Genomic DNA, 22,057 nt, shown 5'->3' with positions numbered 1-22,057 from the left:
AAAATATTTTCTTGATTGTAAGCAACTTAGCCGTAGTTGCAAATGAAAATGCAACGCAGGGCTATAAAATGGCTAAGATTGTTGTGCTAATGCGCTATCAAAGAGGTTTTTCACTAAACCTGCAAATTCATCTATAAAGGCATGCTGTTCAACCGTGACAGGCTGTGAGGTGATGCTGCTGAGGACTTCTTCTAAATCGTAAACTATGCCATCAACTTCACGTACAATTTGACTACGCTGCTCTGTGTTGAGGTCTGTGTGCTGCTCGCAAATAAGCATCACATTTTGTGCAATGACGTCTTCGATTAATTCCATTACTGTTGGAGCGCCTGGTTTTATTTCGCCTGGCTTCTCAAACAATGCTAAATTTTGAGTTAGATACATGATCAAATCATCGTACCCTTGCCTATCTAAAACCATTATGCGAACCACCTAAATATATTTAATTATGCTGATTTAAGCAGAAAGAGCCGATAATTACTAGCCTTGTACGATAGCAATACAAAAAAAGCAGCCGAAGCTGCTTTTATAATGATTAAGTAGTATTACTGCTTAATCTATTTTTAAGCCTGGGCTTAGTGTTGCTGGCATCGCTACTTTTTCAAGCTCTACTGAAGCAACTGGGTATGCACAGTAATCAGCTGCGTAATACGCGCTTGCTCTGTGATTGCCCGATGCGCCAATACCACCAAATGGTGCTGCGCTTGATGCGCCAGTAATTGGGCGGTTCCAGTTAACAATACCAGCGCGAATACGACGTAAAAAATGGTCGTAATCTGCTGCACTATCACTTAATAAACCAGCCGATAAACCAAAGGTTGTATCGTTTGCTTTATCAATGGCTTGGTCAAAGTCGTCAAAGCGGAATACTTTTAAAAGTGGTCCAAAATGCTCTTCATCTGGGAAGTCACTAATATTTGTACACTCAATAATACCTGGTGTTACAAAGCCAGTATTAGCTGTGTGCTCAAGCTCTACTAATACTTGAGCGCCAAGCTCAACAAGCTCGTTTTGCGCTTTAACCATGCCCGCTGCTGCCGCTGATGAGATCATAGAGCCCATAAATGGCTGGTCTGCATCATCGTAGTTACCTACTTTAATCGCTTTAGTTGCAGTGATAAGGCGCTCTAAAATTACATCGCCTTTGCTACCTTTAGGTAAAAACAGTTTACGTGCACATGTACAACGCTGGCCGCTTGAGATAAACGCTGATTGAATAATATCGTGAACAACCGCTTTAGTGTCTTCAACGTCAGTAATAATAAGTGGATTATTACCACCCATTTCTAGCGCTAAAATTTTACCCGGTTGACCCGCAAACTGTTCATGTAAAATATGACCAGTACGCGAAGAACCCGTAAAGAACAAGCCATCAATCCCTTTGTGAGCAGCAAGGGCTTTACCCGTTTCTACTTCACCTTGAACAAGGTTGATTACACCGGCTGGTAAGCCTGCTTTTTCCCACAGTTTAAGCGTAAGCTCGGCAACTTTAGGAGTCAGTTCAGACGGTTTAAATACCACTGTGTTACCTGCTAAAAGCGCTGGCACAATGTGGCCATTAGGTAAGTGACCCGGAAAGTTATACGGACCAAATACGGCTACAACCCCATGTGGCTTATGACGAATCATCGCGCGCCCAAGTGGCATTGCGTTTTCTACATCGCCAGTGCGCTCTAAAAATGCTTTTTCAGAAATGGCAATTTTACCAACCATAGCACCCGCTTCTGTGCGCGTTTCCCACAGTGGCTTACCTGTTTCTTGTGCGATAGTAATAGCGAGCTCTTCGCTGTTTTCTTTTAATTGCGCTGCGAATGCTTTAATTATTTCTAAACGCTCAGTAAAGCTTTTATCAGCCCATGCATAAAACGCTTCGCGCGCTGCATTTACTGCGGTGTCTACTTGCGCCGCAGTTGCTGATGATGCATGCCAAATAACGTCGTTATTTGCAGGGTTTACTGAATTAAATTCTGTGCCTTGGCCTTGTGACCATTGACCATTAATAAATTGTGCAGGATGAGTCATATACTTTCTCCTAAATTAAATCGTGGTTGCACTAACAATATCGCCAGTTTGCAAATGCAATGCACCTGCTACTTCTTGCGATAAAATAAGGCTTTTTGCGCGCTCGTCAAATGTCATTGGTGCAACGGTTGCTCTAAAATCTTCAAGCTTTTCGTTAGCTAGTAACACCATGGTGTCGCCAGTCATTTCGCCAATTTCAACGTTAAAGTTATTTGCATTACGAATCGTCGCAATGTTATCTACTTTTGCTTCAACCGTTGGGCCGCCGTCAAAAATGTCTACATAGCCATTAAACGTAAAGCCTTCGCTTTTTAATAACTCGATTGCTGGGCGTGTGTTGTCGTGTACTTTACCTATTACGGCTTGCGCATCTTTACTTAGCAAATTTACATAAATTGGGTATTTAGGCATTAGTTCAGCAATGAAAACCTTTTGGCCAATACCTGTTAGGTAGTCGGCTGTTGGAAAATCCATTGAGAAAAAGTGCTCTTCAAGCCACTGCCAAAAAGGGCTACTGCCGTTTTCGTCAGACACACCGCGCATTTCTGCAATCACTGTTTGTGCAAAACGCTCTTGATGCTGCTTTATAAACATAAAGCGCGCTTTTGAAAGTAGCTTACCGTTACAATTTTTACGATAGCCATCTTTTAAAAACAATGTGCAAAGCTCTGTAGCGCCTGTGTAGTCGTTACATAGCGTTAAAATATCAACCGCTTTGTATACGTTTAATGTGCGCGAAGAGTGAATCACTTTACTTAAGTGATAATGATAAAATGCATCATCAAGCCCTACCGCAGCTTCAATTGCAGACGTACCTACAACATCACCGGTTTCGCTATCTTCAAGAACAAACAGGTAGCCTTCGTCACCGGGTTGTGACGTTTGCTTAGCAAATGAACTTACAGAATGGTCTATTTTCTTTTGCAATAGTTCTTCGTTTAATGGCAAAGACGTAAAACCATGCCCAGATTCGTGGGCAATTTTCAGTAATGCTGAGTAATCATTTTGCTGGATTGGGCGAAGGATCATCATGAGTCCGCTTGCTCCCTTATAAATAACGGTAAATAGGAATTGCAGGGCAAGCGGTGCTTGCCCTTAATTGGTTGGCTTAAGTCGCTTATGCGTTTACTACGCTTGCTACTGCTTTTTCAAAGCGTGCCATACCTTCGCGAATGTCCGCTTCAGGAATTACTAAAGATGGAGTGAAACGTATTACGTCTGCACCGGCAACTAGTGACATAAGGCCTTGCTCAGTACCTGCCACTAAAAACTCTTTTGCACGACCTTTGTATTGCTCGTTCACTACTGCACCAATTAATAAACCTTGGCCACGGATTTCGCTAAATGCGTTGTATTTTTCGTTAACCGCGCTAAGTAGTTCATTAAATAATGCTGCTTTTTCTTTTACGCCAGCCAGTACGTCTGGGGTATTTACTGTATCAAATGCCGCTTCTGCAACAGCACAGGCAAGCGGGTTACCGCCATAAGTAGAACCATGTGTGCCTACTTTAAGGTGCTGTGCAATTTCAGTTGTTGTGATCATAGCGCCAATAGGAAAACCGCCGCCAAGTGCTTTAGCCGAAGTTAAAATATCAGGTACTACGTTTAAGCCTTGGTATGCATATAAATCGCCAGTACGACCAACACCTGTTTGAACTTCATCAAAAATAAGCAGTGCGTTATGTTTAGTACATAAATCGCGAACGCCTTGAGCAAACTCATCAGTTGGTGAAACAATACCGCCTTCACCTTGTAGAGGTTCCATCATTACGGCACATGTTTTATCGCTGATAAGTGCTTCAAATGCAGCAAGGTCATTGTAATCACAATGTACAATGTCGCCAGGCTTAGGACCAAAACCATCTGAATATGCAGCTTGGCCGCCAACAGTTACGGTAAAGAATGTACGACCGTGGAAACCTTTGTTGAACGCGATGATTTGTGATTTTTCTGCGCCAAACTTATCAAGTGCAAAACGACGCGCTAATTTAAGCGCGGCTTCGTTTGCTTCTGCGCCAGAGTTGGCAAAGTAAACTTTTTCAGCAAATGTCGCATCAACCATTTTTTTAGCTAGGCGAAGTGCCGGCTCATTGGTCATTACGTTAGATAGATGCCAGATTTTTTCGCCTTGCTCTTTTAATGCGCCTACTAATGCAGGGTGGCAATGGCCAAGACAGTTAACTGCAATACCACCAGCAAAGTCGATAAACTCTCGACCTTGTTGATCCCATACGCGAGAGCCTTCGCCTCGAACAGGAATTACGCTTGAAGGTGCGTAGTTAGGAACCATTACGTGATCAAATAATTCGCGATTGACTGTCATTTTATTTCCTCTTAATTGTGAGCAACACAAAACATCAAAATAGGTGTTTGGTTAATATTTGTAACCAACTTTATAGGCAAGATCAGTAACCTGATAATTGCGCAAAATTGCTTTGTGGTTCAATTTTCAGACGCACATTATTTCAGAATTACTGATATCTGTCTCGTTAAAAACTTTCATGTATCCCTTGAAAATAAAGGGCTAAAGATATTATTTCATAGATAGTGAATAACTATTTGCATAGCTATTTATGCTTATTTTTAGGCAACTAACCGCATGAGTACAGAGGCGCACACGCTTTAATCGGCAAATATGTAATATAACAATAAGATGAAAATGAATGGTTAGTCGCAAAAAAATTAACAAAAAATTCAGATTTTTAGTCAATTTGAATAGCTAAATTGGTAAAATTACTCGATTGAAGGGTTTTTAGTTCCTTTTTAGTGAACTTAAAGTGCGAAAACCAGCTTAGAGCTTCATCAGGTTCAATAAGTTGATGTTCTTTTAAATTAAGATATTGAGAATAGCACCGTGCCTTTAGCATTACTTCTGTTAATGGCAGTAATGTCTCGCCCTTATCTACCCCATTTACTAGCTGCTGCATTACCCCTTTAAACGGTAAATATTTAAAAGCCATTTTGTCTATTACCTTAGCGCTTACTTCTATCGATTTATTACTAAGTAGAGTAGTTAAAAATAGCGGGTCGGGCTGAAGCTCTAATAAAGCGGTGTGTAAATCTTTTTGGTTTTCATTTCGGGCTAGCTGTACTTTACGTTGCCATATTTGCTCAAACGTTTTTAAGTACAAGCGCACTAATGCAATTCGCCCTACATCTAAAAGCATACCAAGGGTAAATGCATGTACGTCATTTACATTATTAATTTGTGCAATTTTTTGCGCAGCAATGGCGTTTGCCATCGCGCTGTCGCGTAGCCGACGTTTTAATAACGAAAATGGTTCGGTGCTATGTGGCATCCAATGGCGGGCAGCAAATGTAGGAATAACTAGCTGTAAGTTATCAAGGCCAATATAACGAAGGGCGAGCGATGGCTTATCTACTTTTACAGACGTGTTTTTACTACGTTGATTACGATAGTAAGGTAAATTAACGAGCGTTACTAACTCCCTACCCAACCAGCTTATATCATTAACCAATGGCTCTAAACGCCCTACCGACGCTGACTTTACCGCTAATATATCGAGTATATTGGCAATGCCATCTTCAATACCTATGGTGCTATGAATTACGCCATCTATATCTTCGAGCTGCTTATATATAGCTGTTTCAATTGTTTTGTGCAGTTGCTCACTGGCTTGAGCGCGGTACTTATGATGTGCAGTACTGCTTTGCTGGCGTTTATTCTGTGCGGCCACTTCAACCTGAAGCAAGGTACGCTGCTTCATGGGTTCGCCGTAATCTATATCTAATGTATGAATGAAACCAATTTGCTGATGCGCAAAGCTATGCCCAAGCAATAAGTCATGAGCTCGTTGGCTTAGTATTTTGGCAGTACGCTGCTGGGCTACAAGTTCAGTCATGACATCCATTAATAAAGTATAAAATGCTATGTGTATTATAACATTAGAAGCGAGTTAAAAAGTTATCAAGCAGTTCTAAGCCTTGAGCAGTTAAAATAGCTTCGGGATGAAACTGCACACCTTCGATAGCAAGTTCATTGTGTAACAACCCCATAATTTCGTCAAACTCGCCTTGCTCAGTTTGAGTCCATGCGGTTACTTCAAGCTCTTTAGGCAGAGTTTGCGCTTTAACCACTAAAGAATGATAACGACATACCGTTAACGGATTAGCTAAGCCTTTAAACACCCCTTTATTAGTATGAACTATGGGTGATGTTTTACCGTGCATTACTTTTTTAGCACGAATTACATCTCCACCTAAAGCTTGTGCGATAGTTTGATGCCCCAAGCAAATCCCTAAAATAGGATATTGCCCTTTTAGTTGCTCAACAACATTTAGTGAAATACCCGCTTCGTTAGGGGTGCATGGCCCTGGCGATAACACGATGTGCTGCGGGTTTAACTGTTTTATTTGTGCAATACTTAGCTCATCATTACGTTTTACTAAAACGTCTTGATCTAAACGCTGAAAATATTGCACTAAGTTGTAAGTAAACGAATCGTAGTTGTCGATCATCAACAGCATTACACAACAGACCTTATAAATTATTGACCACTACTTTACACAAGTGGTACTAAGCGCTGCATTCTACCACTATTAATTAACCAACATAAATTAGCAAAAAGCGTTAAAAATTAACTCTTTTAGCTAAAATGCTTAAAAGCCTTTAGCGGGTATTGGTTTACTAACTTGAACTCTGGTTAAGAGATTTACTAACGTATTGAATCATGATGATATTTAAATTTATTTTCTCTAGCCAGAGATTCCTTGCACCTTGAGCAATAATATCGAACCCTAAGCTTTTTACGATTAGTTAATACACCTACGTAGGCTGTATACCCCAACAATAAATTATTGACCTCTAAAGTACGTGCATTTATTGATCGCACTATTAAATACTTTGGTGAAATACCTTACTGAGCAAAATAAACAGATTGCTTGTGCTACATCAAATTAGCGGCTCGATGGTTGAATTATATCTATGTAAGCCCCAGTGTATTATATGAAAGGCAGTAATTCACTTATACAACTCACTTACTTGTGAGCTCATTTATATCCTACTAAGGAGCGAATATGTTAGGCGAAGACCACTCATTAACAAATGACTTTCCAGAGTACTTAAAGACCATTGCCGAGTTAAATGAAAGCGATACTGAATTTGCAAAAAAAGCAGATAAGTACGACAAGCTAGATAAAGAGATTAGAGTGTTAGAGCTCAAAGATGCGCCCATAAGCGATGAACAAATGCATCTATTAAAACACGAACGTACAGAATTAAAAGATTGGTTATACGAGCGCTTGCAGCAAGAGCAGTAATGCCACTAAAAAAGAGCTCACTGATGAGGTGAGCTCTTTAGATCAACAATGGGTATTTTCTCTAAAACTTTACCAAGCCACCCACAGGTTTCATAAATACACTGCTTGGGCCTGCAAAGGCTTGTGCAAACTCTTCTGATAATTGACTAAATACCGTTACTTTATCCATATCAACTACGCTTAAAAATAGTGGGCCACCTTCGCCCCAACCAGCAAGATGCGCTTTAGCAGCATCTTCATCTTGGTAACGCTCGTAAATATGTACATTGCGCTTGTCTTCACTTACTGTCCACTCATACATTAAAGTGCCCGCTTCACTTTTAGCCAAAGTAACTAATTGTGCCATTACCAGTAAAAACTCATCGTATTTACCTTCTTTAATTTGGCCTTGTACTGTCCAGGTAACATGATTTTTCATTATGCTTTACCTAATTTAAGCTGTGCTAAAATACTGTCTAACGTATCTACTAGTTGTTGATTTTTAGCATTATCAAGTGCATCAACATGAGGAGGAGCAAAGCGTCCTGTATCGTTATCAAAATACAGGCCTGCGGCATCTTTAAATTCATCACTAAGCGCTGCGCGACAAAAAATATCTGCGCCAATTTTTAAATCCCCACCATCTATACCGTAAGCGTCTTTTACCATTTTGCTTCCCAGTAAAGATTTAGGGTTTACCGATACAACTAATGGTCCAGTATCTTTAAGCTCAAGCCCTAAATGACGCGACCACATAGTAATAGCCAATTTACTTTGTGTATAAGCCGCACTATCAGAAAGTTCAGTGTTACCCATAAGTGCATTTAAGTTAACGCTTGATTGCTCAGCTGATGACACATTAACCACTCGCGAATCATGACCAAGGACAGGTAATAATAGTTTTGTAAGAAGATATGGCGCAATCGTGTTTACAACAAAGCGGGCATCAAGGCCGTCAATTGTTGTAGCATCAACTAATTGATAAACGCCTGCATTATTAATAAGTACGTCAAGCTGGTTATTATTTTCGGCCAAATCGGCTAATACATTTTTTGCCAAAGTTTGAACTTGGCTCATATCGCTTAAATCAGCAATATAAGTATGTGTACTTGCATTTGGGTATTGCTCGGTTAAAGCTACTTGTAGCGCATTGAGCTTTGCTTGGCTGCGGCCATGTAATAATACGGTATGACCTTGTGCTAATAACATCTTTGCAGTTTCTAGCCCAATGCCATCGGTTGCGCCGGTAAGTAAAATTGTTTTGTTCATGTTGATCTCTCCTTACTTTATTTTCGCTATATTAGCACCCCGACTTACTGCTGATAATTAGGCCAATAGTTGAATCAGTTTATAGAATTAATTGATAAAGCTAAGCCTATGTTAGTTAATATAAAAGTATTCCTTTAAAAGGCAGATGAGTGTTTAAGCTGAATATTTTTTATGCTTTTATTTGAATTACTCAGCAATCATAACTATTGTTTTTAAACCACCTTAATAGTAGTATTTATCATATAAATACACTTTTCGAGAAATAACATGAAAGTTTTAGTTACTGGCGGCATGGGTTACATAGGTAGCCACACATGTATTGCATTGCATGAAGCAGGTATTACGCCTGTTATTTATGATAACTTGTCTAATGCAAGTGCGCGGGTACTTGACCAACTCGAAAAGATTACGGGTACTCGGTTTGAGTTTATTTTGGGCGACATACAAGACGAGCAACAGTTTAAGCTCGCTCTAAAACACACTAAAGCCGAAGCTGTTTTTCACTTTGCAGCTTTAAAAGCCGTTGGCGAATCTACCGAGCAACCGCTGCGTTATTATCAAAATAACGTGTCGGGCACATTAAGTATGTTACAAAGCATGCAAGAGGCAGACGTTAACCACATTATATTTAGCTCATCGGCTACTGTGTACGGCGAACCCGACTACCTCCCTATTGACGAAAAGCACCCTATACGCGCAACTAACCCTTATGGTTGGACTAAAGTCATGGTTGAACAAGCCATGCAAGACGTATGTAATGCCAACAGTAAATTTATGGGCATTGCGCTGCGTTACTTCAATCCTGTAGGTGCACACCCAAGTGGTTTATTAGGTGAGAGTCCTAATGGCATTCCTAACAACTTAATGCCATTTATTGCTCAAACAGCGGTAGGTAAACGCGACGTGGTTAATATTTTTGGTGACGACTATGACACCGAAGATGGCACAGGCGTACGCGACTATATTCACGTTTTAGATTTAGCTAAAGGCCACGTTGCCGCTTTTATGCAGCATAAAACAGATACCGCCTTTCATGCTTATAACCTAGGCACCGGGCAAGGCTATTCAGTGCTTGATATGATCAACGCATTTAGCGCATCAGCCAATAAAGATATTCCTTATAAAAGTGCACCGCGCCGAGCAGGCGATATTGCCTGTAATTACGCCGATGCCACAAAAGCGCAAAACACACTTAACTGGCACGCAGAACTAACACTTAGCGACATGACAAACGACACATGGCGCTGGCAAACTAATTACCCAAGTGGGTTGGAGAGTTAACATGGCTTTATTAGAAAGTACTCACAGACGTAAAAACCCGCTAACGGGTCGTTGGGTATTAGTTTCACCACATCGTAATAACCGCCCATGGTTAGGCGCAACAGAAGCCGTTAACGAAAACGTATTACCAAAACACGATGAAAGCTGCCCACTTTGCCCAAGTAATACCCGTGCAAATGGCGACAGTAACCCAGATTATAAATACACACACGTATTTAGAAATGACTTTGGTGCACTCACACCTAATGCCAGCGAGCAATTACAAAGCTTAGAATCAGACAGCGATTTATTTATTGCCGACGAAGCCAGTGGCGAATGCCGCGTAATTTGTTTTTCGCCAGAGCATAATAAAACACTACCAGAGCTTAGCCAAAACGCATTGCACGAAGTAGTAAAAACCTGGAAACAAAATTACACAGAGCTTGCACAGCAGTACGAATGCGTACAAGTTTTTGAAAATAAAGGCGAGATAATGGGTTGCTCGCAACCTCATCCTCACGGCCAAGTATGGGCACATGCGCATTTATCAACCGAAATAGAAGCAGAAGATAACCAGCAGCTTAGCTATTATAAAAAGCATGGCACAGCCATGCTTGCCGATTACGCGCAAAAAGAGCAAGCAGATCAAACACGTGTTGTATTTGAAAACGAACATTGGCTTGTTGTTGTGCCATTTTGGGCAGCGTGGCCGTTTGAAACAATGCTAGTAACTAAAGATAACATTCAAAACTTTAGCCAGCTAAACGATGCGCAAACCGACTCTTTGGCCCAGGCACTTAAAGTATTAACCACTAAGTACGACAACGTATTTAATTGCAGCTTCCCATACTCAATGGGTTGGCACAATGCACCGGCTAATAGAGGCTCTGATGAGCAACATTGGCGTTTGCATGCCCATTTTTATCCGCCGCTACTTCGCTCTGCTACTGTTAAAAAACACATGGTAGGCTACGAAATGCTAGGCGAAAGCCAACGCGATTTAAGCGCAGAAACCGCTGCTTCTATTTTAAAAGCAGCCAGTACAACACACTATAAAGATACAGCAGGACACACAGATGAAGCTTAACGAATTCCAACAACAATTTTTGTCACTGTATGGCGCGCCTGCTCAAGGTATTGCAGCAGCACCGGGGCGTGTAAACCTCATTGGCGAATTTACCGACTACAACGACGGTTTTGTTTTACCGTGTTCGTTAGAGTTTCGTACCCAAGTAATGTTTAAAGAGCGCGACGACAATATTATTACTGTGCATTCTTTAAATTACCCAGGCGAAAAAGACAGCTTTAGTGTTGATGAAGAAATCACTGAAGGCCAATCGCAATGGGGTAACTACATTCGTGCTGTTACTTACGTTCTTAAAAGAGCGGGTTACACTCTGCGTGGTGCCGACCTACTAATTGACAGTAACTTACCGCAAGGTAGTGGCTTGTCGTCATCGGCCGCACTAGAAGTTGCTGTAGGCGGTATGTTTAACCATATTGCACAGCTTGGTTTACCGCCAGAGCAAATTGCGCTATTTGGTCAAGAAGCCGAAAACGACTTTATGCATTGCCAATGCGGCATTATGGATCAGCTTATTTCAGCCAAAGGCGAAAACGGGCATGCGCTATTAATTGATTGTGAAAACCTAGCAACTAAATCAGTTAAAGTTCCTGATGATTTAAATATTGTTATTGTTAACTCTAACTACCCGCGTAAATTAGTTGATAGCGAATACAACCAGCGCCGTATTGACTGCGAACAAGCTGCTGTAAAAATGGGTGTAGAAACACTTCGCCAAGCAACCATGACTGCCCTGCAAGCAGTAAAAGCGACATTAAGCGAAAACGAATATAAACGTGCACACCACGTAATTAGCGAAAACGACCGTGTAATTGCAGCAACTACTGCACTACAAAATAACGATATGGATGCACTTCGTACGCTAATGGCTGCATCGCATCAATCACTTAAACACGACTTTGAAGTAACCGTACCTGCAACCGATGGCTTAGTAGAAATTTGTAAAGAAGCGATGGGCGAGCGTGGCGCAGTTCGTATGACAGGGGGTGGTTTTGGTGGCGCAATTGTATGTTTATGTCGTGATGCGGAAGTACCACTAATTAAAGCAGCGGTAGAAAAGCATTACTTTGAACGCTTTAATTTAAATGCTGATATTTACGTATGTTCAGCGGGTTCAGGATTACAAATTACGTCTTTTTAAATAAACTTAAGGAATAAGCATGGCAAAGGTTAATTGGGGAATTATTGGGTGTGGCAATATAGCTCACACCTTTGCTACAAGCATTGCGCATTGCAGTGATGCACAGCTTATTGGCGCGGCATCAACGAGTATACAGCGCGCTAAAGAATTTGCCACACCGTACAATATTCAAGGCTATGAAAGCTATCAAGCTCTTATGCAATGCCCAAATATAGATGCTATTTATATTGCCAATACCCACGATCAACACTTTAAAACGATAGCCCAATGCTTAAAACACAATAAGCACGTGCTAAGCGAAAAACCAATCACCGTTAATGCTAAGCAGTTGCAAAGTCTCACTGAGCTTGCCAAGCAACAAAACTGCTTTTTAATGGAAGGCGTTTGGATGCGGTTTTTACCAGCCATAGTAAAATTACAACAGCTCCTAAGTGAAGGTGTTATTGGTAATGTGCACAGTGTTAATGCCAACTTTAGTTTACCTGGCAGCTTTGCCGACACTCACCGATTAATGAACCCTGTAACAGCGGGTGGCGCCCTGCTCGATTTAGGTATTTATCCTATTTCGATTGCTGATGTGGTATTTAATAAAACCCCTGAACACATCAAATCCTTTGTACATAAAAGCACAACCGGCGTTGATGAGCGAAGCACTGCTATAGTTGATTACGGTAACGGGCAATTTGCATCTCTTGCCAGCGCACTGCAGCAAAATGGCCCAACAGAAGCATGTATTAATGGTGAGCTTGGCTATATTCGAATACCTCAGTTTGTAGGTGCACAAACGCTAAAGCTACACATAAAAGACCAAGACCCTCAGTACTTTGAATACAACTTTAGTGACGATGAAAACTTTAAGTTTGAAATTGCACATGTAACGCAGTGTATATTACAAAAACAAACCCAAAGCAGCGTGTTGCCCCTCAGTACTAGCTTACGAGTTATGAACATAATGGATACCTTGCGAGCACAGTGGCTGCTGCAATATAGCAATGTCGTCGAGTCGGCTGAACTGACAAATTAAAAAATAAAAATACACAACAAGGACACACAATGACACACACACTCAAGGCGCTTTCAAAAGCCATATTACTTGCAACGTGCAGTTTATCTGCCAGTGTAGCTGTTGCTGAATCTAATAAACCAGAGCAGCTATACCCGCCAATCACTAGCGAAGTACTGCCAGAGCTTGCAGCTAAAGGTAGCTACAATGTAGGTGTGCAAACACTTGATTTAGTTAACCCTGCGCAATTTGACCCCGCTACACAAGGTCAAAAAGATCGTCCTTTAAAAGTAGAGGTGTGGTATCCGGCTGCAAATACAGCAAAAGCGCCACTTAGCAGCTACACAGATGAAACTCGCTCAGGTAAAGAGTTTACTTTGCAAGCCGATGCAATGCGTGATGTCGCCATTAATAATAAAGAGCACTACCCTGTGATAGTGCTTTCGCACGGTTATACCGGTTACCGTACAATTATGTACTACCTTGGCGAGCATTTAGCGTCGCACGGTTACATTGTGGTAGCTATTGACCATACTGACTCAACCAATGCCGATGTTGATTTTGAAAACGCACCGTTTTCTGGCTTTTTTAGCACGCTTATAAATCGCTCACGCGATCAGCAGTTTGTAATTAATTACTTTAATGAGCAAAACAACTTTGCCAGCAAGCAGGTAGATAACAAAAGCGCAGGTGTAATTGGTTACTCAATGGGTGGCTATGGCGCGGTAAATACGATAGGTGGTTGTTACGCTTTTAATGAGCAAACTACGGCTATGTTTACGGGTATGAAAGACCCAGCTCAAATTAAAAAAGTACAGCAATTACTAAACAGCTGCGCTGGTGGACAATACCAAAACCCAAAAATAGACCCTCGTATAAAAGCGATGGTGGCCTTTGCACCATGGGGCGGACAGCACGCTATATTTGATGCCAAAGCAATGGAAAATATTAAAGTACCTTCGCTTTATGTAGCTGGTGACTTAGATGACATTTCAGGCTATGAAGGCATTAAAAGTCTTTATGAACAAACAGGCAGCAAAGATAAGTACATGCTTACTTACAAAAATGCACGCCATAATATAGCACCACACCCAGCCCCTGCTATTGCACAAAGCAGCAGTGAGCTAGATATAGGCCATTACTATGAGCCTTCGTGGTCTATGCGCACACTAAACGAGACCAACAAACACTTTGTACTTGCCATGATGGATTGCCACGTAAAAGGCATAGCCAGCGAGTGTAAATACTTAGATTTACCACAAAACGGCGACCAAGCTGTTGTTGATGGTAAGCCGCTGCCACAGTGGCGCGGGTTTGATAATCGCTTTTCTACCGGTATGGATTGGCAACAAGCTAAACCTCACACCAAGTAATAATAAGCTTTAAGCGGTTGTTTTAATCAATAGCCGCATACGCCCTTAAAATAATGCAAAAATAAAACGCCTTTTATATAAAAGAGTTACCAGCAAATATTGGCGTGTTTATTTTTTAATCTGCTATTTTAAGAAAAAACCATTGCCATTAACTTCGGTTAAAGGCAATCTAGTCATATATAAGATAAGATAAATAACACAAATATCATGTCCAAATACATACTCTCAATTGATCAAGGAACCACAAGCTCTCGGGCCATCTTGTTTACAAAAGATGCAGACGTTTTTGGTACAGCACAACAAGAATTTTCGCAGCATTTTCCACAAAATGGTTGGGTAGAACACGACCCTAACGATATTTGGCAAACAGTGCTTAGCACTAGTCGCGAAGTGTTAACTAAAAACGATGTAAAGCCTGAAGAAATTATTGCCATTGGTATCACCAATCAGCGCGAAACCACTTTGGTATGGAACAAAAAAACAGGCAAAACAATTTATAACGCTATTGTATGGCAAGACCGTCGCACCAGTGACTATTGCGAAAGCCTAACAACTGATGAGCTTTGCCAAACAATAAGCGATAAAACAGGCTTATTACTCGACCCTTATTTTTCGGCCACTAAAGTTCGTTGGATTTTAGATAACGTTGAAGGCGCACGCGAACAAGCCCTTGCAGGCGAACTCGCCTTCGGTACGGTTGACACTTACCTACTTTGGCAGCTAACTGGCGGTAAAGAGCACCGAACCGATGCAACCAATGCATCGCGCACCATGTTATTTAATATTCATACCCAGCAGTGGGATCAAGAGCTTTTAGAGTTATTCGATATTCCAGAATCTATGCTGCCAGAAGTAATGGATTCAGCTGACGAGTTTGGTTCAACCAGCGCTGACATTTTTGGCGCGCCAATTCGTGTTTGTGGTATTGCAGGCGATCAACAAGCTGCGCTTGTAGGACACGCATGTTTTGAACAAGGCATGGCTAAAAGTACTTACGGTACTGGCTGTTTTTTAATGCTTAACACTGGCGAAAAAGCACTGACCTCAGAAAACCGCTTACTGACCACTGTTGCTTATAGATTAAACGGCAAGCCAACTTACGCCATTGAAGGCAGTATATTTATGGCTGGCGCAACTATGCAGTGGATTGTTGAAGGCTTAAAACTACTTAGCCATGCTGGCGAAAGTGAGTCGATGGTTAAAGATGTACCGCTCGATCATGGTGTATTTTTAGTGCCTTCGTTTACTGGTTTAGGCGCTCCTTATTGGGACCCTAATGCACGTGGCGCTATTTTAGGGCTAACACGCGACTCTGGTATTAGCACTATTGTTGCTGCAGCGCTGCAATCAGTTGGCTACCAGACCAAAGATTTACAAAAAGCGATGGAGCGTGATGGCCTTCGCCCAAGTGTGCTTCGTGTAGATGGCGGTATGGTAAAAAATAATTGGGTTATGACCTTTTTATCAAATATTTTAGGTGCAACAGTTGAGCGACCAACAGTGACCGAAACCACCTCTTTAGGGGTCGCTTATTTAGCAGGCTTGCAAGCAGGTGTGTACGAGTCAACTGAACAGTTATCTAAAATGTGGACATGCGACCGTCGCTTTGAGCCCACCATGAGTGCCGACGAGCGTAACGATCTATACGCAAAATGGCAGCACTGCGTAGCTCAAGTGTGCTTAACGAATAAAAACTGCCCGCAGTAAATACTAAGTGGTTAAGGCCAGTACTTTAGCCACTTTGCTTTTTTAACTTAGCTACATGCTAGATTTAAAAGGCATGTTTTACTGCTTTAAATTGAAAATGGATTGGCGTCAAAATTAACGAATAAAAAACTGGGTTTTCTATTGTCAAATGAAAACAGCAGCTTTATGATGTTTATATCTTATTTATATTACAAATAAAAAGGTTAGCTCGGTGGAATTAGCAGATAACGAATATGACTTACTAGTCATCGGTGGCGGTGTAAACGGCACTGGAATAGCAGCTGATGCAGCTGGCAGAGGGTTAAAAGTTCTATTGTGCGAACAATCAGACCTTGCCTGTGCAACATCTTCAAACAGTTCTAAGCTGATCCACGGCGGTCTGCGCTACCTTGAGCATTACGAATTTAGATTAGTAAAAGAAGCGCTAGCAGAGCGTGAAGTGCTACTTAAAAACGCACCTCATATTATGTGGCCGCTAACCTTTAGATTGCCGCATCAAAAACACCTCCGCCCTGCGTGGATGATTCGTATTGGCTTGTTTATGTATGACAACCTAGCAAAACGCGAAACACTAGCGGGTTCTCGAAGCATTAAATTTGGTGAAAATAGCGTTTTAGAACCCTCTATTACTAAAGGTTTTGAATACTCAGATGGCTGGGTTGATGACTCTCGCCTAGTCGTTTTAAACGCCCTAGCAGCGCAGCAAAAAGGTGCTGTTATTACCACGCAAACTAAGTGTGTACATGCTAAACGTGAGCAAGGTAAATGGCAGGTAACCCTTGAGCAACAAAAGAGTAAAGCTAAATACACCATTTCTGCCAAAGGGATTGTTAATGCTGCGGGTCCTTGGGTTGCTAAATTATTTGACGAAGCACTAACAGAAAAATCACCACAAAATATTCGCCTTGTAAAAGGTAGCCACATTGTAGTGCCTCGTATTCACGATGAAAAACAAGCTTATATTTTACAAAATAAAGATCAGCGTATTGTGTTTGTTATTCCGTTTGAAGATGACTTCTCACTTATTGGCACAACCGATGTAGAACACAAAGGTGAAGCACAAGACGTTAAAATTAGTGATGAAGAAATTGATTACTTAATTGATATTACTAATACCTACTTTAAACAACCGATTAAACGCGAAGACATAGTACATACCTTTTCTGGTGTACGCCCATTACTTGATGACGAATCAGTTAATGCACAAGCCGTTACTCGCGATTATAAATTAGAGCTTTCGAGTGATGCTAAGCAAACACCTCTACTGAGTGTGTTTGGCGGAAAAATTACAACTTATCGCAAACTTGCCGAAGCTGCGGTTAATAAGCTTGAAGATTTTTATCCGCAAATGAGCAATGCGTGGACCAAACATAGTCCGCTCCCTGGTGGTGATTTTAGCTCTGTAGAAGCACTTAAATCAGAGCTAAAAGCAAAATACGAATGGCTACCTGAAATAACACTTAAACGCTTTGTACGCACTTATGGTACTCGTGCTAAACATATTTTAGGTAGTGCAACTGGGCTGAGTGATTTAGGCCAGGATTTTGGCCATGGTTTATTTGCAGCAGAAGTAGATTACTTGCTAAATGAAGAGTGGGCAGAAAACGCATACAATATTTTATGGCGCCGCAGTAAATTAGGACTACGTTTTAATGAGGCGCAAGTTGCTGCGCTTAATGATTATATTGAGCATAACCAAGCAGCTAAAAGCGCTTAACTATCAAGTTATAATAGCTTCCTGTTAACCCCTTTATAATTTAACCGTTATAAAGGGGTTTATTTTTTTGACTCTAAATTAAATAAATAATTAAAGCCACTAAGCGTCGCTGTTTTAATATCAAATTCAACACACTTCACACCTATTTGGTTAAGCGCCGTAGTAAAACACTTATTCAGCTGCTTTGTGCCAATCACCACAACTTGTGTATCACTTAATAATTGCCATTCACTAGCGTGGCGAGCTGCTCGTACATCGCTGCCAATTAATACACCCGACAAATAGGCTTTAGCTTGTACTGGCGTTAACTCCTTTGAAAGCTGGCGGGTACGCACACTAAAAATACCATGTGCCAAGTTACCGCTATCACTACCTAAAGTTAGCTCACAGCCTTGCTCAAATGCTTTAAAGTCAAACTCACCTTCTGCACAGTCGTTAGGAATTAAAACACTTTGATGACATAACAAATCATATAACTCACCGGTCATGGCTGTTTTAAAGCAAATGATTTCGCCATTGTTTATAAGCACCCATTTGGTATGTGTGCCAGGCAAACAGAGTAATATTTTACCTTGTTGATACTCTGGGTTTTGCTTTAAAAACCCTAAAATTTGCAGCTCTTCACCGCGCATTACATCAAACAAGCCATTTTGCAGCGTACACTTTGTGCCAGGTAACGCTTTAATAATATGTCCATCGCAATCAAAGCTAACCGCAGCATTAAGTAACCCTTCGGGATTAATTGGGCATTCTAAATAAGGTGTTTCGTGCCAGCCGATGCTTGAGGTAATTTGCCCAGCAATATATATAGGTAAGCTGCCATATTCTTGCTTCCACACTGCAATGGTGTCGATTAGGGTTTGCTCAAAATTTTGATTTGCCTTAACAACGCCAGGGCCATCACGTTGTGCTAATAGTTTAAGTGTTGATTGCGCTTGTACTTCGCACAAATAAGCGCGTAAATGGCTCGTGCCCCAGTCAACAGCAATAAAAAGAGATGAAGTAGCCAAGCTTTAAAGCCTCCCACCGTCAATTTTAATACTTTGCCCTGTGATCATACTGCTTTCATCGGCGGCTAAAAAGAGTGCCAAATTGGCAACATCTTCAGGAGTTACTAATTTTTTAAGCGCCATGGCTTCCATCCACTTAACTTGCTCTTCTTCGGTAAACCAGCTTGCTAGTTGACGGTCGGTAGCCACCCACCCTGGTAAAATAGCGTTAACGCGAATACCAAACTCGCCGTAATCGCGAGCCAGTGCCTTAGTCATACCTATTAGGCCTGCTTTTGCGGTTACATAGCCTGCCATTTGAGGTTGCCCCATAATAGCGTTAATAGAACTAAAGTTAATGATACTGCCCGCTCCATCGCCCTTCATAAAAGACATAGCAACTTGAGAGGCAAAAAATGCAGGGTTTAAGTTTATTTGTAAGCACTGATCCCAGTCTTGCACTGTAACGTCTTCGCTTGCTTGACGGCGATCGTTCGCTACATTATTAACTAGTACATTAATGGCACCAAAAGCGGCGCATGCATCCACAAGTGATTGCTGAAGTGCATGAGAGTCAGTTACATCAACTTGCCTATACCATAGTTTTGCATTGGGTAAATCACGAATAAGCGATTGCGCAGCCTTATCATCAATATCTATAAATGCTACTTTTGCATTTTGGTTTACAAAGGATTTAACCATTGCTTTACCAATGCCTGATGCACCGCCTGTAATAAAAATAACTTTACCAGAAAGACTATGATATTGAGCTAGGGTGTTCAAATTCAACTCTCCATACAGCGCATTTTCAATTTTAATTAAACCCTTTATAAACTTACATTTACAGTATAAAGAGCCAAACTAAGTTGTTATTGCTGTGCTAAAATATTTAACTAATTAAAAGTTTATATCATATCCTTAAGTACATTAATATGATATATGATATATAATAAAGCAATATATCAACTCGGAATCCTGCGCAATGAAAAGCCAACCCCGTCAAAATTTAACACAACAATTAACCCACGATTTGGGTTTTGCTATTGTGCGTGGTGTTTACCCTGTAAGCGAAGGCCTGCCTTCTGAAGCCGATTTATGTATAAAGTATGATGTAAGTCGCAGCGCTACCCGCGAAGCGGTAAAAATGCTCTCTGCTAAAGGGTTAATTTCATCGCGTCCTAAGCAAGGTATTCGTGTATTACCTGAAAGTAGCTGGAACATGTTTGATACCGACGTACTACGTTGGATTTTAAGCAGTAAGCCATCACTGTCGTTATTAAAAGAGTTTACTCAAGTACGCGTAGCCCTTGAACCACAAGCGGCCGCTCTTGCAGCACTAAATGCAACTGCTGAACAACTCGCTGATATAGATAGTGCCTTAGCCCGTATGGCTGAAGCAGACGAAGGCTTAGACGACCCATTAGAAGCCGACATTGCTTTTCATACCAGCATATTAGTGGCCAGTAACAATCGCTTTTTTGTGCAGTTAACTGAGTTTATTAGTACAGCTCTTAGAGTAAGTATTCGTTATACAAACCACATTAAAGGTGTACCGGGCGCAGATGTTGCTAAGCACGCTGATATTTTAGAGACTATAAAGTCACGCGATCCTGAGCGCGCTAAAAAAGCAGTAGAAACAATTTTAGAAGAAGCACTACAGTTAATTGAATCTAAATTAGTGTAATGTTAGTTCAACATATTATATAAATATTGAGTCCATCGAATTTACTCTTTTCAGTATATTTTATGGACTTTTTTATTGCCTATAAAACTTAAATTACAGGCATTAAAAAATCCGATATCAATCTCCTGATATCGGATTTTCAATTATTTAAATCAGCTTAATAACTCGGGTTATTAACTAAGATAAAACGCCTTTTTACAAGCTAGAATTACAATCCTAATTTCTTCTCAAGATAGTGGATGTTAGTACCACCATTTTGGAAGTTTTCATCTGCAAGAATTCTCTTATGCAAAGGAGTATTAGTTTTAATTCCGTCAATTACTAGCTCGTTAAGTGCATTGCGCGCGCGGGCAATAGCTACGTCACGGTTTTCACCGTAAGTGATTAACTTACCAATCATTGAATCGTAATGTGGTGGAACCGTATAGTCAGCGTAAATATGGCTGTCCCAACGAATACCTAAGCCACCAGCAGGATGGAAACGTGTAATTTTACCCGGTGAAGGGATAAACGTTTCAGGGTCTTCAGCATTAATACGACACTCAATAGCATGACCACGAATAACAACGTCGTCTTGCGTGAATGATAATGGTTGACCCGCAGCAATTTTTAACTGCTCTTTGATTAAATCAATACCAGTAACCATTTCAGTTACAGGGTGTTCAACCTGAATACGTGTATTCATTTCGATGAAGTAAAACTCGCCGTTTTCGTATAAAAACTCAAACGTGCCTGCACCGCGGTAACCGATTTCGATACATGCACGTGTACAGCGTTCACCAATAAATTTACGTGTTTCTGCAGTAATACCTGGCGCTGGTGCTTCTTCAACTACTTTTTGGTGACGACGTTGCATAGAACAATCACGTTCACCTAAATGTACTGCATTACCTTGGCCATCTGCTAATACTTGAACTTCGATATGGCGTGGGTTTTCAAGGAATTTCTCCATGTAAACCATGCTATTACCAAAGAACTGCTTAGCTTCTTGCTGTGTTAATGCAATTGAATCAATAAGTTCAGATTCGCTACGAACAACACGCATACCACGACCACCACCGCCACCAGCGGCTTTGATGATTACCGGGTAACCGATTCGTTTAGCGATTTGCATGTTACGTTCTTTATCATCTGATACCGGACCATCAGACCCTGGTACACATGGAACGCCTGCTTTACGCATTGCTGAAATAGCAGAAACTTTATCACCCATAAGGCGAATAGTGTCACCTTTTGGACCAATAAATACAAAACCACTTTGCTCAACTTGGTCGGCAAAATCAGCGTTTTCTGCAAGGAAACCGTAACCTGGATGAATCGCTACAGCGTCAGTTATTTCAGCCGCAGCAATAATGCGCGGGATATCTAAATAACTTTCAGTTGCTGATGGTCTACCAATACAGATGGTTTCATCTGCAAGCAATACATGCTTAAGATCGCGATCCGCCGTTGAATGCACAGCAACCGTTTTGATCCCAAGCTCTTTGCAGGCGCGCAATATACGAAGTGCAATTTCACCTCGGTTTGCAATGACTACTTTATCTAACAT

At 41.1% G+C, this 22,057-nt stretch carries 20 protein-coding genes; 9 read left to right on the top strand and 11 right to left on the bottom strand.

Annotation, left to right across the window (positions count from 1 at the left end; translation table 11 throughout):
* Positions 1 to 72: 72 nt before the first annotated feature.
* The 6 genes from GQR47_RS07425 to GQR47_RS07400 all read right to left on the bottom strand — a co-directional run bounded on the left by GQR47_RS07425 (position 73) and on the right by GQR47_RS07400 (position 6,510).
* Positions 73 to 420, bottom strand: coding sequence for a DUF3802 family protein (locus GQR47_RS07425; protein ID WP_002958862.1), 348 nt, complete (start codon positions 418 to 420; stop codon positions 73 to 75).
* Positions 421 to 552: 132 nt separating this feature from the next.
* Entirely contained in the window at positions 553 to 2,022 is a 1,470-nt protein-coding gene (astD, locus tag GQR47_RS07420; RefSeq protein ID WP_165723693.1) for a succinylglutamate-semialdehyde dehydrogenase, read from the bottom strand.
* Between the two features lie 15 nt (positions 2,023 to 2,037).
* Positions 2,038 to 3,054 carry an arginine N-succinyltransferase gene (gene astA, locus GQR47_RS07415; RefSeq protein WP_165723692.1) on the bottom strand — a complete coding sequence of 339 codons (1,017 nt, stop codon included), beginning with the start codon at positions 3,052 to 3,054 and terminating at the stop codon, positions 2,038 to 2,040.
* Between the two features lie 85 nt (positions 3,055 to 3,139).
* Positions 3,140 to 4,345, bottom strand: a complete 1,206-nt coding sequence (locus tag GQR47_RS07410; RefSeq protein ID WP_165723691.1) for an aspartate aminotransferase family protein — start codon at positions 4,343 to 4,345, stop codon at positions 3,140 to 3,142.
* A 379-nt stretch (positions 4,346 to 4,724) separates the two neighbouring features.
* Positions 4,725 to 5,885 carry an HDOD domain-containing protein gene (locus GQR47_RS07405; RefSeq protein ID WP_165723690.1) on the bottom strand — a complete coding sequence of 387 codons (1,161 nt, stop codon included), beginning with the start codon at positions 5,883 to 5,885 and terminating at the stop codon, positions 4,725 to 4,727.
* A gap of 43 nt (positions 5,886 to 5,928) precedes the next feature.
* Positions 5,929 to 6,510 carry an aminodeoxychorismate/anthranilate synthase component II gene (locus GQR47_RS07400; protein ID WP_024596662.1) on the bottom strand — a complete coding sequence of 194 codons (582 nt, stop codon included), beginning with the start codon at positions 6,508 to 6,510 and terminating at the stop codon, positions 5,929 to 5,931.
* 549 nt (positions 6,511 to 7,059) lie between these two features.
* On the opposite strand from GQR47_RS07400, the gene GQR47_RS07395 reads away from it, so the two are divergent.
* Positions 7,060 to 7,302, top strand: coding sequence for a YdcH family protein (locus GQR47_RS07395; RefSeq protein ID WP_002958856.1), 243 nt, complete (start codon positions 7,060 to 7,062; stop codon positions 7,300 to 7,302).
* Positions 7,303 to 7,363: 61 nt separating this feature from the next.
* Here the strand turns inward: GQR47_RS07395 and GQR47_RS07390 are convergent, their stop codons facing one another.
* Both GQR47_RS07390 and GQR47_RS07385 read right to left on the bottom strand, forming a co-directional pair.
* The gene (locus GQR47_RS07390; protein WP_165723689.1) at positions 7,364 to 7,720 is read right to left on the bottom strand and encodes an antibiotic biosynthesis monooxygenase; all 357 of its coding nucleotides are present in this window, start codon (positions 7,718 to 7,720) and stop codon (positions 7,364 to 7,366) included.
* Positions 7,720 to 8,550 carry an SDR family NAD(P)-dependent oxidoreductase gene (locus GQR47_RS07385; protein ID WP_165723688.1) on the bottom strand — a complete coding sequence of 277 codons (831 nt, stop codon included), beginning with the start codon at positions 8,548 to 8,550 and terminating at the stop codon, positions 7,720 to 7,722. The genes GQR47_RS07390 and GQR47_RS07385 overlap by 1 nt, the downstream gene beginning before the upstream one ends.
* 267 nt (positions 8,551 to 8,817) lie before the next feature.
* On the opposite strand from GQR47_RS07385, the gene galE reads away from it, so the two are divergent.
* From galE to glpD, 7 genes are all read left to right on the top strand, one after another.
* Positions 8,818 to 9,831, top strand: a complete 1,014-nt coding sequence (galE, locus tag GQR47_RS07380; protein ID WP_165723687.1) for a UDP-glucose 4-epimerase GalE — start codon at positions 8,818 to 8,820, stop codon at positions 9,829 to 9,831.
* 1 nt (position 9,832) lies between these two features.
* On the top strand, positions 9,833 to 10,897 hold the full coding sequence (locus tag GQR47_RS07375; RefSeq protein ID WP_165723686.1) for a UDP-glucose--hexose-1-phosphate uridylyltransferase: 1,065 nt from the start codon (positions 9,833 to 9,835) through the stop codon (positions 10,895 to 10,897).
* The gene (gene galK, locus GQR47_RS07370; RefSeq protein WP_165723685.1) at positions 10,887 to 12,035 is read left to right on the top strand and encodes a galactokinase; all 1,149 of its coding nucleotides are present in this window, start codon (positions 10,887 to 10,889) and stop codon (positions 12,033 to 12,035) included. The genes GQR47_RS07375 and galK overlap by 11 nt, the downstream gene beginning before the upstream one ends.
* A 19-nt stretch (positions 12,036 to 12,054) precedes the next feature.
* Positions 12,055 to 13,059 (top strand): Gfo/Idh/MocA family oxidoreductase, encoded by a 1,005-nt coding sequence (locus GQR47_RS07365; RefSeq protein ID WP_165723684.1) that lies wholly within the window; start codon positions 12,055 to 12,057, stop codon positions 13,057 to 13,059.
* A 29-nt stretch (positions 13,060 to 13,088) separates the two neighbouring features.
* Complete coding sequence (locus GQR47_RS07360; protein WP_165723683.1) at positions 13,089 to 14,411, top strand: dienelactone hydrolase family protein; 1,323 nt, start codon at positions 13,089 to 13,091, stop codon at positions 14,409 to 14,411.
* A 207-nt stretch (positions 14,412 to 14,618) separates the two neighbouring features.
* The gene (gene glpK / locus GQR47_RS07355; protein ID WP_033013631.1) at positions 14,619 to 16,118 is read left to right on the top strand and encodes a glycerol kinase GlpK; all 1,500 of its coding nucleotides are present in this window, start codon (positions 14,619 to 14,621) and stop codon (positions 16,116 to 16,118) included.
* A gap of 211 nt (positions 16,119 to 16,329) precedes the next feature.
* A complete protein-coding gene (glpD, locus tag GQR47_RS07350) occupies positions 16,330 to 17,835 on the top strand; it encodes a glycerol-3-phosphate dehydrogenase (protein WP_165723682.1) in 1,506 nt (501 codons plus the stop codon).
* A 59-nt stretch (positions 17,836 to 17,894) separates the two neighbouring features.
* Here the strand turns inward: glpD and GQR47_RS07345 are convergent, their stop codons facing one another.
* Both GQR47_RS07345 and GQR47_RS07340 read right to left on the bottom strand, forming a co-directional pair.
* A complete protein-coding gene (locus GQR47_RS07345) occupies positions 17,895 to 18,845 on the bottom strand; it encodes a 2-dehydro-3-deoxygalactonokinase (protein ID WP_165723681.1) in 951 nt (316 codons plus the stop codon).
* 3 nt (positions 18,846 to 18,848) lie between these two features.
* Complete coding sequence (locus tag GQR47_RS07340) at positions 18,849 to 19,607, bottom strand: SDR family NAD(P)-dependent oxidoreductase (RefSeq protein WP_165723680.1); 759 nt, start codon at positions 19,605 to 19,607, stop codon at positions 18,849 to 18,851.
* 199 nt (positions 19,608 to 19,806) lie between these two features.
* Between GQR47_RS07340 and GQR47_RS07335 the strand changes: the two genes are divergently transcribed.
* Positions 19,807 to 20,508, top strand: coding sequence for a FadR/GntR family transcriptional regulator (locus tag GQR47_RS07335; RefSeq protein ID WP_024596672.1), 702 nt, complete (start codon positions 19,807 to 19,809; stop codon positions 20,506 to 20,508).
* Between the two features lie 208 nt (positions 20,509 to 20,716).
* Here the strand turns inward: GQR47_RS07335 and accC are convergent, their stop codons facing one another.
* On the bottom strand, positions 20,717 to 22,057 hold the full coding sequence (accC, locus tag GQR47_RS07330; RefSeq protein WP_002958843.1) for an acetyl-CoA carboxylase biotin carboxylase subunit: 1,341 nt from the start codon (positions 22,055 to 22,057) through the stop codon (positions 20,717 to 20,719).

The organism is Pseudoalteromonas sp. Z1A2, assembly GCF_011378755.1.
Lineage (GTDB): Bacteria > Pseudomonadota > Gammaproteobacteria > Enterobacterales > Alteromonadaceae > Pseudoalteromonas > Pseudoalteromonas distincta.
The sequence above is the reverse complement of the archived record's forward strand: the minus strand, read 5'-3'. Positions and strand labels throughout refer to the sequence as shown.

Excerpts from the sequence above, each read along its gene's own strand:
- GQR47_RS07425 (WP_002958862.1), bottom strand. The coding sequence starts at position 420 with ATGGTTTTAGATAGGCAAGGGTACGATGATTTGATCATGTATCTAACT.
- astD (WP_165723693.1), bottom strand. The coding sequence starts at position 2,022 with ATGACTCATCCTGCACAATTTATTAATGGTCAATGGTCACAAGGCCAA.
- astA (WP_165723692.1), bottom strand. The coding sequence starts at position 3,054 with ATGATGATCCTTCGCCCAATCCAGCAAAATGATTACTCAGCATTACTG.
- GQR47_RS07410 (WP_165723691.1), bottom strand. The coding sequence starts at position 4,345 with ATGACAGTCAATCGCGAATTATTTGATCACGTAATGGTTCCTAACTAC.
- GQR47_RS07405 (WP_165723690.1), bottom strand. The coding sequence starts at position 5,885 with ATGACTGAACTTGTAGCCCAGCAGCGTACTGCCAAAATACTAAGCCAA.
- GQR47_RS07400 (WP_024596662.1), bottom strand. The coding sequence starts at position 6,510 with ATGCTGTTGATGATCGACAACTACGATTCGTTTACTTACAACTTAGTG.
- GQR47_RS07395 (WP_002958856.1), top strand. The coding sequence starts at position 7,060 with ATGTTAGGCGAAGACCACTCATTAACAAATGACTTTCCAGAGTACTTA.
- GQR47_RS07390 (WP_165723689.1), bottom strand. The coding sequence starts at position 7,720 with ATGAAAAATCATGTTACCTGGACAGTACAAGGCCAAATTAAAGAAGGT.
- GQR47_RS07385 (WP_165723688.1), bottom strand. The coding sequence starts at position 8,550 with ATGAACAAAACAATTTTACTTACCGGCGCAACCGATGGCATTGGGCTA.
- galE (WP_165723687.1), top strand. The coding sequence starts at position 8,818 with ATGAAAGTTTTAGTTACTGGCGGCATGGGTTACATAGGTAGCCACACA.
- GQR47_RS07375 (WP_165723686.1), top strand. The coding sequence starts at position 9,833 with ATGGCTTTATTAGAAAGTACTCACAGACGTAAAAACCCGCTAACGGGT.
- galK (WP_165723685.1), top strand. The coding sequence starts at position 10,887 with ATGAAGCTTAACGAATTCCAACAACAATTTTTGTCACTGTATGGCGCG.
- GQR47_RS07365 (WP_165723684.1), top strand. The coding sequence starts at position 12,055 with ATGGCAAAGGTTAATTGGGGAATTATTGGGTGTGGCAATATAGCTCAC.
- GQR47_RS07360 (WP_165723683.1), top strand. The coding sequence starts at position 13,089 with ATGACACACACACTCAAGGCGCTTTCAAAAGCCATATTACTTGCAACG.
- glpK (WP_033013631.1), top strand. The coding sequence starts at position 14,619 with ATGTCCAAATACATACTCTCAATTGATCAAGGAACCACAAGCTCTCGG.
- GQR47_RS07335 (WP_024596672.1), top strand. The coding sequence starts at position 19,807 with ATGAAAAGCCAACCCCGTCAAAATTTAACACAACAATTAACCCACGAT.
- accC (WP_002958843.1), bottom strand. The coding sequence starts at position 22,057 with ATGTTAGATAAAGTAGTCATTGCAAACCGAGGTGAAATTGCACTTCGT.